The following is a 16,237-nucleotide window of genomic DNA, read 5'->3' as shown; positions in this document are numbered from 1 at the left end:
GTCAAACACCCTGGCCCAGATATATTTTTGCAAACGTCTGCTGCATAGCGCATTCTTCTTCCGCTTTGCCGTTACGTCCCTGCCAGCGGGTAAAGCAGCCTCCCCCGCAGACAGAAAGGTGAGGGCATTCCTTGCATGCACGCATCGCTTCAGCAATAAATAAACCGGCCTTTTTTGTTCTTTCCGGATCCATGCCATCCTGTACGTTCCCCAACAAAAACGCAGGATCGCCTGCCAGGGAAGAGCAGGCATAGATTTTTCCGTCAGAGGTTACGTAGGCTTCTTCCCCGTGCATGGCATAACACTGACCAAAAGAGCATGCCTTGCCCGAAGCAATTTTCCGGATCTTCTCAAGCTGCGAAAACAGGATGTGGATACCTGTTGCTTTTTCCAGCTGTTGCGCCAAAGCATAACACTGTTCCACAGCCATTGCGACGTCCTGCGGCGCAGCAGGATGGAGCGCGGTTCCCCTCCCCTGGCAACGCAGCAGATCAAAACCGATCTGTCTTACGTTTCCGAGATAATATGCCATCTGCACAATACCGGGAAGGGCTTTTACATTCGCGTCCGTAACAACACAGGTCAGTCCGATGGGAACCTTTTTGGCAGCCAGCAGGCGAATCCCCCGGATCGTAGCCTCAGAAGCACTGTTTCCGTTTTTCATTTTACGCAGGGAATCATTGACCGGCGGGCGGCCGTCCAGGCTGACTCCGACAGCAATTTTATGATGTTTCAGATACTCTGTGATCGCATCCGTCATTAAAGAAGCATTGGTCTGCAGTTGGATAATCGCAGGGTACTCTTTTACCTCAACATGTTCTGTTACCGCCCGGATTGTGGAAAACGCAAGCAGGGGTTCTCCCCCGGTAAATTGCAGGATAAACGGCTGGCCGCTTTGCCCAGCCATATCAACGGCTTTTAATGCCGTGTCCACCGACATCCTATTTTCCGGATGATATGCTGCATAACAGTATGCGCAGGCATAATTACAGGTCCCGGTAAGACTTAGTATTAAATTTCGGATTACCGGGTCCGCTGTCATTTTCTTTCTCCGTTTCAACCAGATTCATTTACCTGATTTTATCTGAATCATGTTACTGGTTTGTATCATTTTTGCCAAATTTAAAAACTATGCTATAATAAATATATTATAGTAATACTAAACTATATAGTTATTGTATTGTCAAGACAAAAAGGAATTAGTATGAATAATATTTCAAAAAAGCAGTACGAAAACTATTTTACAGCGGGTGAACTGGCTTCCATGTTTGGCATTTCCAAACAGAGTCTTTTATATTATGATAAGATCCATCTGCTGTCGCCTGACTTTATCAGCGAAAACGGATACCGGCATTATTCAATCACCCAATATCTTGACCTGGAGATCATTGTAAACCTGCGGTCTCTCGACATTCCTATTAACGATATCCAGGACTACCTGAATAACAGAAGCAGGGAAAAGCTGGATGAAATCTTCCGGAAAAAGGACCGTGCATGCGCGGATATCATCCGGGAAAATGAACGGATTCGGGGTTCCATCTCTGTCATCACGGATAAACTGAATGAAGACCGAAAAGAACTCCGCAACCAGGTTTTTATCCGTTCCTATCCCCCGCGATATTTAAAAATCAATCCGCTTGCCGAAAAAGACAGCGGGAAAGACCGTATTGTCCTGTTTGCCAGAGCCAGTCATAAAAACCTGCATAACCGCAGCCTGTTGGAAAAACAACAGGGCTGGGTCATTACGCAGGAAGACTTTTTTTCGGGTCATTGCAGCAATACCTCAACCGGCTTCTTTTTCTTCCTGAACGGGCCGGTTAAAAATCATCATGTTGAATCCTCCGGTCCTGAGCAGAATACATCTGATAAACCAACCGTTCATGAAAACCAGGCAGAAGCCAGATCAAAAAAATACTATATCCTGACTTTACCGGAAAGCCTGTACTGCGAAATGACATTTGACGGAACGTTTTATGAAAAAGCGGATGAAATCAGCAGAAAAATACAGCAGCAATTGGAAAAATATAAACTGAAACCGGCAGGGGATGTATTCGTGCTGCCCGTAACAAATCACTGGTTTACACAAAATCAACAGGATTATGTGACAAAACTGTTTTTCCAAGTTACTTCCTGAACATCATTTTTAATGTTTTAGGCGCATACGGATTAAATGTGTTTGTTCGATGGCCGGGATCTTTTTGCGAACGGCAGACGCAAAGACAAACTTTTTTGTGTCTCCTTAATTATTTGTTCAAATACAAAAACCTTTTCCCCATAATTACGTAAATAATTATATGGAAAAAGGTTTTTTATTTACCGGAGGCCCTTTAACTGAAAACAGTACCCGGGTAGAAAACCTGTTTAAATTTTTCTGTCAGAAATGATTGTTATGCTTTGCAATGACCGGAACTGGTGCTCTTCAGCACTTTTTCAAAGATTTCATGGATCTCTGCGTCGCTTTTACCGGCTTCTTTGGCCTTTATCGCATGAACCAGCGCGCTGCGATATTTCTTATGAGCTTCATCTTTCGGAATTTTGTCGAAATCAGTAGCCGGATTAAACTCCATTACCTTTTTAAATACCGCGTGAATCTCTTCGGAAGATTTTCCTGCTTTCTTCGCTGCTTCCGCATGTAGTTTAGCGCTTTCATAACGTGCTTTTCCATGGGGATCAGCCGGAATTTCAAACTTCGGATGTGCCATAATGATTTTCCTCCTTTAAATTAGCATCTTCTCAGGGAATCCCTTTATGCAATCATACGATATTGCTATCAAAATGACTGGCAGGAAACGCCGGTTAAATGAATATAAGCAATATTTCCCTGCGATTACACTATACACTATATACAGGGAAAACAGTCAAGCGCCTTTTCAGATGCAGGCAACATGGCGGTTTGTGGTACTTCATACCTGTATACCGGCAATATAGTTATGACTTCTCACAAAAACAGAATACAGGGCTCTGCACATTCGACAGGCCCTGTATATCAGGAATATGGTCAATTTGGTAAAATATTGATTTCCACTCAGGTTTTTTAAGGAGATGCTGATTAAATGTGTTTGTGCAGCGTGCAGACGAATTAATCAGCGTTTCCTTAACATTACAGCCTGAATGCAAAGGGCTGATACGCATAACAGCGAATCGGGCGCCCGTACCCGTCCAGTCCGGGTTTGAAACGGAAACCGCCGGCCGCGTTCAAGGCAGCCTGATCTAAAGCCCCGTTGCCGCTGGATCTTGCCAGTACAACAGATTCAACGCCGCCGCTTTTTCCTACAAGGAAACGTACCACCGCTGTCCCGGTAATCCCGTTTTTACGGCACGAGTCCGGATAGGACGGCATACGGGAACGCGTTACCCGGGGCGGTACAGCCGGAGCCTGGATTGCATCACTGGCCGGCCCGATACCGTCACCTTTTCCAACGTTAGTTCCCGGCTTGGTGCCGGACCCGGTACCACCCGGCGCCGTATATTTCGGCTTCGCGGAAGGCTTTTGCGTCGTTTGCTTCTTGGGAACAGGCTTTTCCTTCTTTTCTACAATGTCGTCTTCTTTGGGCTTTATGATTTCCTCCGGTTCAGGCTCCGGTTCGGGTTCCGGCTGCGCCACTTCAGGCGCTGCATCGCCACCGCCCACCAGGGCAACATCATATACCGGCTCTTCCGGGAAAGTATGAAAATTGGTCAGAACAAGAAGACCAACCAGCGCACAACAGACAATGTGGAAAAGGACGGAAAATGCCAGCCCCTTCTTTTCATCATTGTTCATTTCTTATTGTCCTTCTCCGTCGCCAGGCCTACACGCGACACGCCTGCTTTTTTGAACGAATCAAGAAGACCTATCACTGCCTTATACTGTACGTTTTCATCCGCGCGTATAACAATATGGAATTTCTCGTCTTTCTTTTGTTCCTCGCGCGCCTTATTGATCAGTTCCTGTTTGCTTATTACTTTATCAGCGAGCCAGTAAGCGCCGTCATCCTTAATGGTTACCGTGAACTTCGCCGTATTCTGGATCACCGCTTCTGTAGCAACCGGCAGTTTCACCGGAATCGTTTTCAGTTCGGTCATTTGCATGGTACTGACAATGAAGAATATGAGTAACAGGAACATCATATCAATCATAGGACTCAGCATAATAGCCGGCATTTTATTTCTTCTGGATTTTAATTTAATCATTTTTCGTTACCCGCCTTTTTATCCAATTTTGCGCAATCGCTTCCGTCAATGCGTTAACTGTATTTCCCGCTGTTGTATCAGCCTTCCTGTTTATCCAGCTTTTTGGCAATCGCTTCCAGCAGTGTGTTGCTCATATCTTCCACATTCAGCGTGATTCCTGCAAGACGGCGGTTAAAGTAGGCGTACATGCAGATAGCAACAATAGAAATACAAAGACCGAAAACCGTGGTAATCAGGGCTTCGCCAATACCGGCTGTAACGATAAGCGGATCGTCCAGTCTTTTGCTGAAATTGTTGAAAGAACTAATCATGCCGGTAATGGTACCCAAAAGACCCAGAACCGGCGCAAGCGCTACAATAACATTCAGATAATCCAGGCGGCGCTCGAACTTATCTAGTGCTCTTGCTGCTTTTATTCCGACAAAGTTCTCCAGCTTTTCATAGTTCCCGTGTCTGGCCATAAAGATGGTGGCCAACTTGGCAATCTCACCGCGGGTTGAATCCGCCAGCGCCTTGGCATCTGTCCAGTTATCCTGTTCTATGTAATCACAGAACTGTCTGGTGAACTCCCTGCCGCTGTCTGCCTTTTTAAAAAAAAGATAGCGTTCCACGCAGATCGCAATGGCTGCAATAGAACAAAGCAGCAGCGGATACATGACAGGGCCGCCCTTAATGAAATAATCTAATCCTGTTGCAAAGTAATTCATTTAGAATAGCCTCCTGATACTTTTATTATCTTAAAAGAAACGATTACTATTTAGAATTATATCATCTAATAATCATTTAATCAAGTTGGCAATTCTTACTCCGGGAAAACATAAAACCGGGTGTAAAAACACCCGGTTTTATGTTACGAATCAGCATGATAACTGCGATTAAGCCCTACGCACTCATTAATATATGATAGATAAGCGGTTATGCATCAGTCTAGAATAACCGTCATGCAGAATATATAATCTGTATGAGAGCAGGGTCATGGGGTTTTGCGGAAAGTCCGGCTTCCTGACATTCGCCGGGTTGAACGATACGACCTCACGCCAGCTTATTAAAAAAGTACATAACTCCAGAAAAGGAAAAAAGCGAGTCTGCGAAAATTCGCAAACCCGCATGGATTCTGGTGGAGACGAGGGGGATCGAACCCCTGACCTCTTGAATGCCATTCAAGCGCTCTCCCAGCTGAGCTACGCCCCCAAAAGCTTTACAAGCGATATTATACGGAAAAAAGGGTGCTTTGTCAATAGCTTTCTTACCAAATCGATGGTTTCATTCTGTGATACAGCGTTTCATACTTTGTCCCGGCAATGCTTTTCCATTCCGCATCCACAAAACGCTGATCCGATGTCTTGACTTTTTTATTCTTCTTATCTGCCTGGTAAGCACGGATAATTCTGTATCGGCCCTTTGCGTAATCCAAAACAACCGCTTCATAAAAATAGGAATGTGCCGCGCCTTTCTGGTTGGGAATAAACGTGACGAACCACAGGCCAACCTGTTTATCACCTTCGTGATACACTTCCTTGTGATTGTAAAAATCCTGAACCTCTACGGAATTATCCGTTCTTGTCTGCACCGGCGTCCACGTATTCTTTTTCAGCTTGCTTTTTTCCGCAAAACACACGCCGCTAAACAGTAATAGCAGAACCAATAAAAGTGTTATAATCTTTTTCATGACAGCCCTCCGCAAATTTATCCGGTGTTTTATTTTACAATATTTCCCGGGAAATTGCAGTAATAAATTTCAAAATATTTTTCTGCGGTTGCATTTACATAAGTCTGCTCAATAGTATAAAATATAACTGAACTCTACAATGAAACATTTTGGCAGATTCTTGTAAGGAACATTATATTACAAAATTATTATTATTTTGAGTTTTTACTTTTGCAAAGGAGGAAACATTCATGGCAAATTTTTGTGAAAACTGCGGTACGCCTTTAAATAACGACGACAGGTTTTGCTCGAACTGTGGAGCACCGGTAACTGACGACGAAGAAGTTTCAAGACCTGTTGCGCCTGCTGTGCCACGCGCACCGCGATCTGCTCCTTCTTCAGCACCCAGAAGAGCTTCCGGTACAGGCGGGGCATCCCCTGTTAATCCTGCCACCGGCGCCGCATCTGCTGCAACAGTCGGAGCTTTCCGTCCTCAACCAGCTCCCGAAAGACCGCAGGAGTCTTTCGTTCCACCGCAGCAACAGCCTCGTCCTGCGCAGCAACCAATGTCTGATAATTATTCACGGCCGGGTAACAGACCTGTACAGCCCTACCCGGAGCAGTATCCCGCACAAGACATGCCGCAAGCCAATTACAACCGGCCGGGAGAATTCGCCCGGGGCGGGGCCGGTCCGAGATATGAACCGGACGCTGACCTCCAGTCCATGTTCCTTCGTTATGACAACCGGTTGAATCGCAAGCGTTATATCTTACGCTCTCTCGCCCTTTGGGCTGCGGTTATGATTCTGTCCACAGCAGTCGGGTTAATTGCAACCTTTTTGAAAATCAGAGCAATCACCATGCTGGTAAGTGTCATTTCCATAGCCGCTATTATCCCCGGTTTTATGCTTGTAATCCGTCGCCTGCACGATTTGGACCGCCCTACCTGGTGGTGCATCGGCTGTATCATTCCGCTGGTAAACATGGCTCTTGCAGTTTATCTCCTGTTCTTCAAGGGAACGGACGGGCCCAACCAGTTCGGTCCCGATCCTTTGGAAGTGCAAGACTGACTGATTGTTATTAACATCAGTATAAAAAACTGTTTTACATCGGATTATGTCATGTAGGAATCACGCTAAAGGAATTCAAATGGAATACTGGTTCAAAGATTTCCGCATCCTGCAAAACGAAAAACCATTTCCGGCAAATAAGGCAAAACGATACCCGTCGTTTGATAAAACCGTGGCAGCAGACGTGATTCGTTTTCATAAAAGTCTGCCCGGGTATGCGCCTGCCCCTTTGGCTGCGTTACAGGAACAGGCCTCTGCCTTTGGAATTAAAGGCATATACTGCAAGGACGAATCGCATCGTTTCGGCCTTAACGCTTTTAAAGGTCTCGGCGGCAGTTATGCCATGTTCCGTATCCTCTGCGAAAAGCTGGGCCTGGACTACAAAACTGTGGATTACCGTTACTTCCAGAAAGACGAAGTCCGAAAGCAATGTGCCAAAATCCATTTTGTCACGGCCACAGACGGTAATCACGGCAAGGGTGTTTCCTGGGCTGCAAAGCTGTTCGGCTGCAGCGCCACTGTATTTATGCCGAAAGGTTCTGTGGAAGCGCGCCGCGTTGCTATCGAAGAAGCGGGCAATGCCACTGCGGAAATTACAGAATATAATTATGACCAGGCGGTGGAGCATTCCTGGAACCTGGCGCGTAAAAATGACTGGATACTGATTCAGGATACCGCCTGGGACGGTTACGAACAGTATCCGGAATGGATTATCGACGGCTACCTGACCCTGGCGGCAGAAGCCGCAGAACAGTTGGGAAACATGATTCCAACCCATGTTTTTCTGCAGGCCGGTGTTGGCGCCATGGCCGGCGGTGTATTGGAATTTCTGTTGTCCTGTTATCGCGACAAGCCGCCCGTCATGACCATTGTGGAACCAACGGAAGCTGCCTGCATTTATCTTTCTGCAAAATGTGGGGATGGCCGTTGTCATTCTATCGACGGAAACCCTGTCACCATTATGGCCGGGCTGAACTGCGGTACGCCCTGCCGGATTACCTGGCCCGCTATCCGGGACAAAACAACTTTCTTCTGTGCCTGTGACGATATCATCACCGAAGAAGGTATGCGCGCCTATGCAAACCCCATTGGCAGCGACAAAGCGGTTCTAGCCGGAGAATCCGGGGCTGTAACCTACGGTCTGGTCAACCGGATTCTGCAAGATAAAACTCTCCGTAACCTGTTCCGTATCAATGCGGATTCGGTAGTCCTGCTTGTTAATACCGAAGGCGATACCGATCCGGAAGGCTATCAAAGAATCGTGTACGGGAACCCTCATGTAAAATCGAGTTAATGATTTTGGATATTAAAAAACCTGATGTTTGCGCATCAGGTTTTTTATTTGGGAACAGCAATAATAGTTTGTCAGAAAAAAGGCTGAAGCAAAACATCGGGAGCATTTGCGTTATTTCATGAGATGAATTCGCCGTTGCGGCGAGACTGTCTGAGGGACGCAGCCCCGACTTACGCAGCCACAGGTGAATAAACCGGCCAAACAGCAAACGGCAACGTTTTCGCAAAGCCTTTTCCCTAAAAGCAACTATTACTTCACCAGCTCATATCCTGCGTCAGTAATCGCCTTTTCAAATTCAGCTACCGGAATGTCACGGTCAGCCTTCACCGTAGCGGTTTTCGCTTCCAAACTAACATCTACCGCAGTTACGCCGTCCAGTTTCGCCAGCGCGTTAGTCACGTGTTTCTGGCAATGTGCGCAGGTCATTCCTTCCACTTTTAATACTTTTTCCATAGTTGAACCTCCTGTAATACTTATATTTTTATTATCTTTACCGGCATTCACCGGTACCATACCCAAACTTTTCAACTGCACAATTCCCGCTTCCGTTGCTGCTTTGCTCTTCACCGCCACAGTCGGCTTAAATCCTTTCAGCCGCAATGCGTTAGTTACCACCGAAACGGAACTCAGGCTCATGGCCGCAGCTCCGAACATAGGATTAAGATGGATGCCCCAGTGCATCAGCGCGCCCGCTGCCACCGGAATACAGACCACATTGTAGAAGAAGGCCCAGAATAGACCTTCTTTTATTTTTTTGATAACATCTTTACTGAGGCGAACCGCATCCACCGCATCCAGCAAGTCGCTTTTCATCAGAACGATATCTGCGCTTTCAATGGCCACGTCCGTACCGGCGCCGATAGCGATTCCCACATCCGCCCGTGCCAGCGCCGGCGCGTCGTTGATACCGTCCCCAATCATTGCCACCCTATGGCCTTCTGCCTGCAGACCGGCAATGACTTTTTCTTTTCCTTCCGGCAGCACACCGGCAATGACCTGGGGAATGTCCATCCGTTTCTGAATCGCTGCCGCCGTCCGCTGGTTGTCACCAGTCAGCATTACCACATTGATGCCCAGTTTTTTAAATTCCGCGATGGCCTGCCGGCTGGTTTCCTTCTCCCTGTCCGCCACGGCAATGATGCCCAGCAGTTCTTTATCTTTTGCAAACAGCAACGGGGTCTTGCCTGCATCTGCCAGCTTGTCCAGTTCGCCGGATACCGCCGCAAAATCAATGCCCGCCTCTTCCATCAGCGTCACATTGCCTGCGTAAAACGTGCTTCCGTTTTGTTCCGCCTGGACACCTTTGCCGAAAAGTGTAACAAAATTATCCATCTTCGGGATAGCAATCTGCTTTTCCGCCGTATATTCCATCACCGCGCCTGCCAGGGGATGACTGCTTCCATGCTCCAGTCCGGCCGCCACGGTAAGCAGTGCCGCAAAATCCGGATTCGTTTCATCGGCGGAACCGCAAAGCAAAATCACATCGGTGACCCGGGGCTTTCCTTCCGTAATGGTACCCGTCTTATCCAGCACTACCATATCCAGGTTATGCGCTGTTTCCAACGCTTCCCCGGATTTGATCAGAATCCCGTTCTCCGCGCCTTTTCCGGTTCCCACCATAATCGCCACCGGCGTAGCCAGACCCAGCGCGCAGGGGCAGCTGATGACCAGTACACTGATGGCACAGCTGAAAGCGAATTCAAAACGTTCGCCCCAAAGCAGCCAGAAAATGCAGGTTGCCAGTGCAATGAGCATGACCACCGGTACAAATACACCGGCTATTTTATCCGCCATGCGGGCAATGGGGGCCTTGCTGCTGCTGGCTTCGTCCACCAGCCGGATAATCTGACTGATCGTGCTGTCTTCCCCCACCCGTTGGGCCGTAAAATGAATAAACCCGGTTTTATTGATGGTGGCGCTGATGACTGTATCTCCCGGCTGTTTTTCTACCGGGATGCTCTCCCCGGTAATAGCCGCTTCGTCCACGCTGGTAGTGCCACTGATGATCACCCCGTCTGCCGGAATGCTTTCGCCGGGGCGCACCACGATTTCATCGCCTTCCGTCAGCTCTTCCGCCGGAATGACAACTTCCGCGCCGTTCCGGATGACCGCAGCCTGTTTCGGCGCCAGGTCCATCAGTTTTTCAATGGCGCTGGATGTCCGTCCTTTGGACCGGGCTTCCAGCCATTTGCCGAAGGTAATCAGGGTGACGATCATACCAGCCGATTCAAAATACAGATTCATGCGGTACAGATCCACCAGCGCCGAATCACCATGACCCAGGCCCCAGCCGATACGGTAGATGGCAAAAATTCCGTAAACCAGCGCGGCGCCGGACCCTACCGCCACCAGCGTATCCATGTTGGGACCGCCCATGGCCAGACTCTTAAATCCGCTGATAAAAAACTTTTTATTGATAATCAGAATAGGCAGTACCAGGATAAATTCCGTAAAAGCCAGCCAGAGTGCATTATTGGTTCCGTAAAAATAATTCTGCAAAATATCCGGAACCGCAAAACCGAAAAATTTTGCAAACATAGGCGTCATGGAAAGAATCAGCACCGGAATTAAAAATACCAGCGACCACATAAGCCGGTGATGCATTTCCGCAATAGCTTCCCTCGCTGCTTTCACCGCCGGATTTTCTTCCGGTTTTTTAGCTTTTGTAGAAGAATCGACTGCTTGGCCGCTGCCGGGCGCAATAATACCATTACTTGCCGTCCCGTCGCCTTTGCCTGCTGCCGCGCCGACGATTGAATCATTCTTCGTTTTACCGCTGCGGCCCGTTGCCACCCGTTCGGCGCCGTAGCCTGCGTCCACTACAGCCTGAACAATCTTCTCTTCGTTTAATTTCGTTTCGTCATATTCCACCTGCATGGAATTGGTCAGCAGGTTCACGCTGGCTTTTTCAATTCCCTCCAGCTTGCTCACCGCTTTTTCCACACGGCTGGAGCAGGCGCTGCAGGTCATACCCGTAACGATATATTTTTCTTTCTTCATAATTACCTTCCTGCTTACAACGGTTCGGCTGTAATCGCATTTTTTGTTACGTAACTCTGTTTCCCTTTATGCAGACAAACACCTGCCTGCAGATTCTTCTTACTTCATCAGCTTCTGCACTGCTGCCACCAGCTCATCCACTACTTCATCCTTTCCGTGACGGATATCATCCACCACACAGCCGTGGATATGCTGGGCTAACAATTCTTTGTTGAAAGCATTCAGTGCACTCTGAATCGCGCTGACCTGAATGAGAATGTCGATACAGTAACGGTCCTCTTCCACCATCTTTTCAATACCCCGGACCTGGCCTTCAATCAGCTTCAGGCGGCGGATCATACTCTTGTATTCTTTGCTGTTTACATCCCGGTGCTTGTGTTTCACACAGTCACAGCAGGAAGACCCGGACATTGTCTTTCCTGCATCGGAGTTTGCAGTTGCAGCACAACAAAACTTCTCCTCTTTTGCCATCATTTCTTCTTTTGCCATTTTCAAACCTTCTTCATTCACACAAAAAGGGGGAAGAACTGCAGGCCTTCTCCCCGCCTGCAGTTCCGTCATTCCGACAGCGGCCGGTGAGAGTCCTGCCACTGCTTATCAGAATCCTTCTCCTATACCCCCATGGGGTATTTGTCCTGACAAAAATAATATACCCCATAGGGGTATATTTGTCAAGAGAAAATTCTTATGACTTTTATAATTATGGTTATCTGCAATAAGCGGTTGACCATAACCGATGGCAGATAACCATAATTTTACAGATTTCATTTTTTCGGAATATACTGCAAAACCTATCAATACAAGAAGGCTCTTTACTGCCTCTGCAGTAAGTTGTAAAGAGCGCCCAGCATGCCGGCATCATTTTGCAACGCGGCAAACCGCAGCGTCAGTTTTTCATACACCAACGGGAACAGTTTTTCCCGCAACGCTGTATCCAACAACGGATACAGATATGCTTCCTGTGCGGCAATGCCGCCGCCTACGATGATCCGTTCCGGATTTAGAATATAACAAATATTGGCGATGCCAGTCGCAAGGTCATCCATCTGTCTGGCAATGGCAGCCGCAGCTTCTTCGTCTCCGCCCTGTGCCAGGGCAAAAATTTTTCTGCCATCCAACGCAGTTTCCGGAATTCCTTTTGCCGCTGCTACGTTACGGATCAGCGCCCGGGTGGACGCCATCTCTTCCCAGGTGCTATCCGGCGTAATATGTTGCAGCCCCGCTTCCCCGCCAAAGCAGGCCGCGCCATGGATTACCCTTCCGTCCAGCAGGGCACAGCCACCAATTCCGGTTCCGACAGTAATACAGAACAGCGATTTCACCCCTTGTCCGGCGCCAAGCCAATATTCCCCCAGCGCTGCGGCGTTTACATCGTTCTCTACCGTACAGGGAAGATCGCAACGTTTTTCCAGCCGTTCTCCCAATACCGTACCCGGATAACCCGGAAAATACTTCGGTGCGTATAGAATCAAACCTTTTTCCGGATCGACCACACCTGCTGTGGAAACCGCAATCCCACGCAAATTGTATTCCTGCCGGTATCGTTCCGTGACGGAAGCCAGACTTTCCACCAGACCATCCACACCTTTTCGGGTAATTACATTGGGAATTTCGTTTTTTTGCAACAGCGCGCCATCTTCTCCGGCAACGCCAAATTTCACGGAAGTTCCGCCAATATCAAAACACATGTAATGTTTCATGTTTATCCTCAGTCCATCTTCTTAAAAGCTTCCGTCAGTGGCGGGATTACCTGCTTTTTCCGGCTCAGCACGCCCGGCAGATGATAGTACCCCGCAGCGTCCCGGTCGCCAAAAGCCAGGTCCAGCACACTGTCCCGGCAGCCCGCCTCCAGAAGGTCCGTAGCTTCGCCCAGCACGTCCGTCACCATCAGCAGCGACATATCATAGTTTTCACGTTTTCTGAATTCGTCCAGAGCCTTTTGCAGTTCCGGCAGTTTTTCCATGGCCAGCTTCCGGTCCATAATATTGATCTGGCTCACCGTGACCCGAACATCCCCGAAATCAAATTCCTTGAAGTCGTTGCGGATAATATCTGCCGGGGCCATGGTGTTCAGCACACTCCCTGCCCGCAGCAGCCGCATAGCAAAATCTTCCGGGTCTTCAATGCCCGCCTGTACTGCCAGCCGTTTGGCCGCGGCCCGGTCCGCCTCCGTCGTAGTAGGGGAACGGAAATACAACGTATCCGAAACCATAGCGGCAAACAGAATGCCCGCAATATTAGGCGGCATGCCTATGTCATGGTTCCACATCATGTTGGCGATGATCGTAGCCGTGGAACCTACCGGTTCCTGCCGGATGTAAATCGGCGCGCCGGTAGTAAGGCCACCCAGACGGTGATGGTCAATGATCTCCAGGATCTGCGTTTCTTCAATGCCTTCCACCGCCTGGCTCCGCTCGTTGTGATCTACCAGGATGACCTGCTGCCGTTCCGGCTCCAGCATCATGCCCCGATCGATGATTCCGATATATTTTCCCTTTCGCAGCACAGGATAGGTTACATATTTGGCCGAAAGGATTTTTTCCTTTACATCCGCCAACAGGTCCGTTTCATTGAAGCAGACCACCGGGGACGTCATAATCAGCTTCGCAGGAATGCTCTGGTTGATCAGCCGCGCCGTTCGGTAACTGTCAAAGGGCGTAACGAGAATCACGTCATCCTTTGCTTCCGCCAGCCGGATAATTTCCTCCGAAACATCGGTATTCCTGGTCAACACCAGACAGACGCCGCCGATTCCCAACAGTTCCTTCTGCACATCTTCCCGGTCCCCCAGGATGATCATATCCCCGGGCGCCACATCCGCCAGAATAGTCGCCGCCTGAGACGCGCCCAGCTTGATCTTGCCGGAAAAGGTTTTCCCGATATCCCCGCAAAGCAGCCTGCCTTCCAGCGTGCTGACAATATTGGCATAGCTGACGGAACCATCCTCCAGTTCCTTGATGGATTCCTCTTCGTAATAACGTTTGGCCAAATCGCCCACAGTGATGATGCCGGCCACATTGCCCTCTGTGTCCAACACAGGCACGGACTTCAGCCGGGGATTTTCCACAAACAGCTTGCCTGCTTCCCGCAGCGTAGCCTGCATGCCCACGGCCGGCGCCTGCAGAAGCCTGATATCTTCCAGGGAAGGATAGAAATAATTAATCAGCCGGGGCGCCGGAATCTTAAAATAATCCAGCACAAACTCCGTTTCCGGATTCAGCTTGCCCGCCCGGGCCGGTTCCGCATTCCAGCCCTGCTGCTTTTTCAGATAGGCATAGGCAATAGCCGAGCAGACCGAGTCTGTATCCGGATGCTGGTGGCCGATAATAAGAACAGGTTTATCCATAAATGCCTCCCTAACATTGCTAACACTTAATTTAATATATTATTATACCATAAAAAAACGTCTGCACCTTAAGATGCAGACGTTTCTGCTTATAAAATTTGTCGGATGCAGCCCTCTTTTCACCGGGCATATTTTAGCTGTTGGGTTAAATCTTAATATTTACTGTTGTTTTCCTTTGACCTTCTGCCGGACAATTCATGCAGCAGTTCTGCCGGAGTAATGCCGTGGTACGCCAGCAATACCATGCAGTGATACCACAGGTCGCTCATTTCGTAAATTACTTCCTGGCGGCTGTTGTTCTTGGAAGCGATGATAGTCTCCGCCGACTCTTCGCCCACTTTCTTTAAAATCTTGTCCTGCCCTTTCATGAACAGGTACCTGGTATAACTCTTTTCGCCGCCGTGTTCCCGTTTGTACAGGATGACCCGGTACAGTTCGGCCAGTACGCCGTAGATGCTTTCATTGTCCGGTTCCGGAACAGGCAAATTCTTGCCTTCCCCTTCATTCCACAGGGGATTGAAGAAACAGGAGCGATGTCCCGTATGACAGGCCGCGCCAGTCTGGTCTACCTTCACCAGCAGCGCATCCCCGTCGCAATCATAGGTGATGGATTCCACTTTTTGCATATGGCCGCTGGTAGCGCCCTTGTTCCACAATTCCTGACGGCTGCGGCTCCAGAACCAGGTATAGCCGGTTTCCACCGTCTTCGCCAGACTCTCGCCGTTCATATAGGCCAGCATCAGCACTTCATCACTGTACACATCCTGCACGATGGCAGGGATCAATCCCTTGTCATCAAATTTCAGATTGGAAAAATCAATTTTCATTACAGTCTCACCTCTACTCCTTTATCCCGCAGGTACTGCTTTACCTGCCGGATTGTAAACGTTTTGTAATGGAATACGGAAGCCGCCAGCACCGCGTCTGCTTTTCCCAGCGCAAGCACATCATAAAAATGTTCCAACGTACCGGCGCCGCCGCTGGCAATAACAGGCACGTTCACCGCTTCCGCCACCGCTCTCGTCAGGGGAATATCATAACCGTTTTTGGTACCGTCCGCGTCCATGCTGGTCAGCAGGATTTCACCGGCCCCCAGGTTCACCGCTTTCTTCACCCATTCCAGGCAATCGATTCCCGTAGGCGTCCTGCCGCCGTTCACATAAATTTCCCAACGGTCCGTGCCGCAGCGTTTGGCGTCCACTGCCAACACAATACACTGACTGCCGAACAGTTCCGCGCCCCGGGCGATTAAGTCCGGATTTTTTACCGCGGCCGTGTTCAGTGAAGTTTTGTCCGCTCCCGCATTCAGACAATTGCGGATGTCTTCCACTGTACTGATACCGCCGCCCACCGTCAGTGGCATAAAGGCCTTGCCTGCCGTCCGGTTGATGACATCCAGCATGGATTTGCGTTTTTCCACGCTGGCAGTAATGTCCAGAAACACCAGCTCATCCGCGCCTTCCCTGTCATAGACGGAAGCCAGCTCCACCGGGTCGCCTGCGTCCCGCAGACCCACAAAATTCGTGCCTTTTACGACCCGCCCTTCTTTCACATCCAGGCAGGGAATGATTCGTTTGGTCAGCATGTCGTTCCCCTTTACTATTATAGCAAACTATGTGTTACGAAACCATGCGCTGCAGCATGATTTCGCAGTTATTTCAGAATTAGCAACCCTCTCCGGCTGCTGCTTGCTATTCTGAAGCATT

At 48.9% G+C, this 16,237-nt stretch carries 16 protein-coding genes, 1 tRNA gene and 1 pseudogene; 4 read left to right on the top strand and 14 right to left on the bottom strand.

Features of this window, described 5'->3' with window-relative positions; translation table 11 throughout:
- Window position 1 precedes the first annotated feature (1 nt).
- Window positions 2-1,042 carry a radical SAM protein gene (locus QZV31_RS09095; RefSeq protein ID WP_295359791.1) on the bottom strand — a complete coding sequence of 347 codons (1,041 nt, stop codon included), beginning with the start codon at window positions 1,040-1,042 and terminating at the stop codon, window positions 2-4.
- 162 nt (window positions 1,043-1,204) lie between these two features.
- Here QZV31_RS09095 and QZV31_RS09090 point away from each other — a divergent pair, with 162 nt between their 5' ends.
- Window positions 1,205-2,134, top strand: a complete 930-nt coding sequence (locus QZV31_RS09090) for a MerR family transcriptional regulator (RefSeq protein WP_295359789.1) — start codon at window positions 1,205-1,207, stop codon at window positions 2,132-2,134.
- A gap of 253 nt (window positions 2,135-2,387) precedes the next feature.
- On the opposite strand, the gene QZV31_RS09085 is transcribed toward QZV31_RS09090, so the two are convergent.
- The 6 genes from QZV31_RS09085 to QZV31_RS09060 form a co-directional block, all read right to left on the bottom strand.
- A complete protein-coding gene (locus QZV31_RS09085) occupies window positions 2,388-2,702 on the bottom strand; it encodes a hypothetical protein (RefSeq protein ID WP_295359787.1) in 315 nt (104 codons plus the stop codon).
- Between the two features lie 398 nt (window positions 2,703-3,100).
- Window positions 3,101-3,763, bottom strand: coding sequence for an energy transducer TonB (locus QZV31_RS09080; protein WP_295359785.1), 663 nt, complete (start codon window positions 3,761-3,763; stop codon window positions 3,101-3,103).
- Window positions 3,760-4,173 (bottom strand): biopolymer transporter ExbD, encoded by a 414-nt coding sequence (locus tag QZV31_RS09075; RefSeq protein WP_295359783.1) that lies wholly within the window; start codon window positions 4,171-4,173, stop codon window positions 3,760-3,762. Before QZV31_RS09075 ends, QZV31_RS09080 begins: the two co-directional genes overlap by 4 nt.
- 77 nt (window positions 4,174-4,250) lie before the next feature.
- Window positions 4,251-4,880 carry a MotA/TolQ/ExbB proton channel family protein gene (locus tag QZV31_RS09070; RefSeq protein ID WP_295359781.1) on the bottom strand — a complete coding sequence of 210 codons (630 nt, stop codon included), beginning with the start codon at window positions 4,878-4,880 and terminating at the stop codon, window positions 4,251-4,253.
- 408 nt (window positions 4,881-5,288) lie between these two features.
- Window positions 5,289-5,364, bottom strand: a tRNA-Ala gene (locus QZV31_RS09065).
- Between the two features lie 55 nt (window positions 5,365-5,419).
- Window positions 5,420-5,842, bottom strand: coding sequence for a hypothetical protein (locus tag QZV31_RS09060; RefSeq protein ID WP_295359779.1), 423 nt, complete (start codon window positions 5,840-5,842; stop codon window positions 5,420-5,422).
- A gap of 230 nt (window positions 5,843-6,072) precedes the next feature.
- On the opposite strand from QZV31_RS09060, the pseudogene QZV31_RS12995 reads away from it, so the two are divergent.
- A pseudogene (locus QZV31_RS12995) lies at window positions 6,073-6,120 on the top strand (hypothetical protein); the annotation flags it as partial.
- A gap of 142 nt (window positions 6,121-6,262) precedes the next feature.
- Here QZV31_RS12995 and QZV31_RS09050 read toward each other — a convergent pair.
- The gene (locus QZV31_RS09050; RefSeq protein WP_295359777.1) at window positions 6,263-6,406 is read right to left on the bottom strand and encodes a hypothetical protein; all 144 of its coding nucleotides are present in this window, start codon (window positions 6,404-6,406) and stop codon (window positions 6,263-6,265) included.
- A gap of 53 nt (window positions 6,407-6,459) precedes the next feature.
- Between QZV31_RS09050 and QZV31_RS09045 the strand changes: the two genes are divergently transcribed.
- On the top strand, window positions 6,460-6,891 hold the full coding sequence (locus QZV31_RS09045; RefSeq protein WP_295359775.1) for a DUF805 domain-containing protein: 432 nt from the start codon (window positions 6,460-6,462) through the stop codon (window positions 6,889-6,891).
- Between the two features lie 79 nt (window positions 6,892-6,970).
- Window positions 6,971-8,185: a diaminopropionate ammonia-lyase gene (locus tag QZV31_RS09040; RefSeq protein WP_295359773.1), complete on the top strand. Its 1,215-nt coding sequence runs from the start codon at window positions 6,971-6,973 to the stop codon at window positions 8,183-8,185.
- Between the two features lie 249 nt (window positions 8,186-8,434).
- On the opposite strand, the gene QZV31_RS09035 is transcribed toward QZV31_RS09040, so the two are convergent.
- The 6 genes from QZV31_RS09035 to hisF form a co-directional block, all read right to left on the bottom strand.
- On the bottom strand, window positions 8,435-11,185 hold the full coding sequence (locus QZV31_RS09035) for a heavy metal translocating P-type ATPase (RefSeq protein ID WP_295359772.1): 2,751 nt from the start codon (window positions 11,183-11,185) through the stop codon (window positions 8,435-8,437).
- Window positions 11,186-11,284: 99 nt separating this feature from the next.
- Window positions 11,285-11,596 (bottom strand): metal-sensing transcriptional repressor, encoded by a 312-nt coding sequence (locus QZV31_RS09030; RefSeq protein ID WP_366508708.1) that lies wholly within the window; start codon window positions 11,594-11,596, stop codon window positions 11,285-11,287.
- Window positions 11,597-11,997: 401 nt separating this feature from the next.
- Window positions 11,998-12,885 carry an ROK family protein gene (locus QZV31_RS09025; RefSeq protein WP_295359770.1) on the bottom strand — a complete coding sequence of 296 codons (888 nt, stop codon included), beginning with the start codon at window positions 12,883-12,885 and terminating at the stop codon, window positions 11,998-12,000.
- Between the two features lie 8 nt (window positions 12,886-12,893).
- Window positions 12,894-14,531 (bottom strand): putative manganese-dependent inorganic diphosphatase, encoded by a 1,638-nt coding sequence (locus tag QZV31_RS09020; RefSeq protein WP_295359768.1) that lies wholly within the window; start codon window positions 14,529-14,531, stop codon window positions 12,894-12,896.
- A gap of 152 nt (window positions 14,532-14,683) precedes the next feature.
- Entirely contained in the window at window positions 14,684-15,358 is a 675-nt protein-coding gene (hisIE, locus tag QZV31_RS09015; RefSeq protein WP_295359766.1) for a bifunctional phosphoribosyl-AMP cyclohydrolase/phosphoribosyl-ATP diphosphatase HisIE, read from the bottom strand.
- On the bottom strand, window positions 15,358-16,116 hold the full coding sequence (gene hisF, locus QZV31_RS09010) for an imidazole glycerol phosphate synthase subunit HisF (protein ID WP_093729847.1): 759 nt from the start codon (window positions 16,114-16,116) through the stop codon (window positions 15,358-15,360). Before hisF ends, hisIE begins: the two co-directional genes overlap by 1 nt.
- Between the last annotated feature and the right edge of the window lie 121 nt (window positions 16,117-16,237).

This window comes from uncultured Succiniclasticum sp., assembly GCF_902793885.1.
Classification (GTDB): Bacteria; Bacillota; Negativicutes; order Acidaminococcales; family Acidaminococcaceae; genus Succiniclasticum.
The sequence above is the reverse complement of the archived record's forward strand: the minus strand, read 5'-3'. Positions and strand labels throughout refer to the sequence as shown.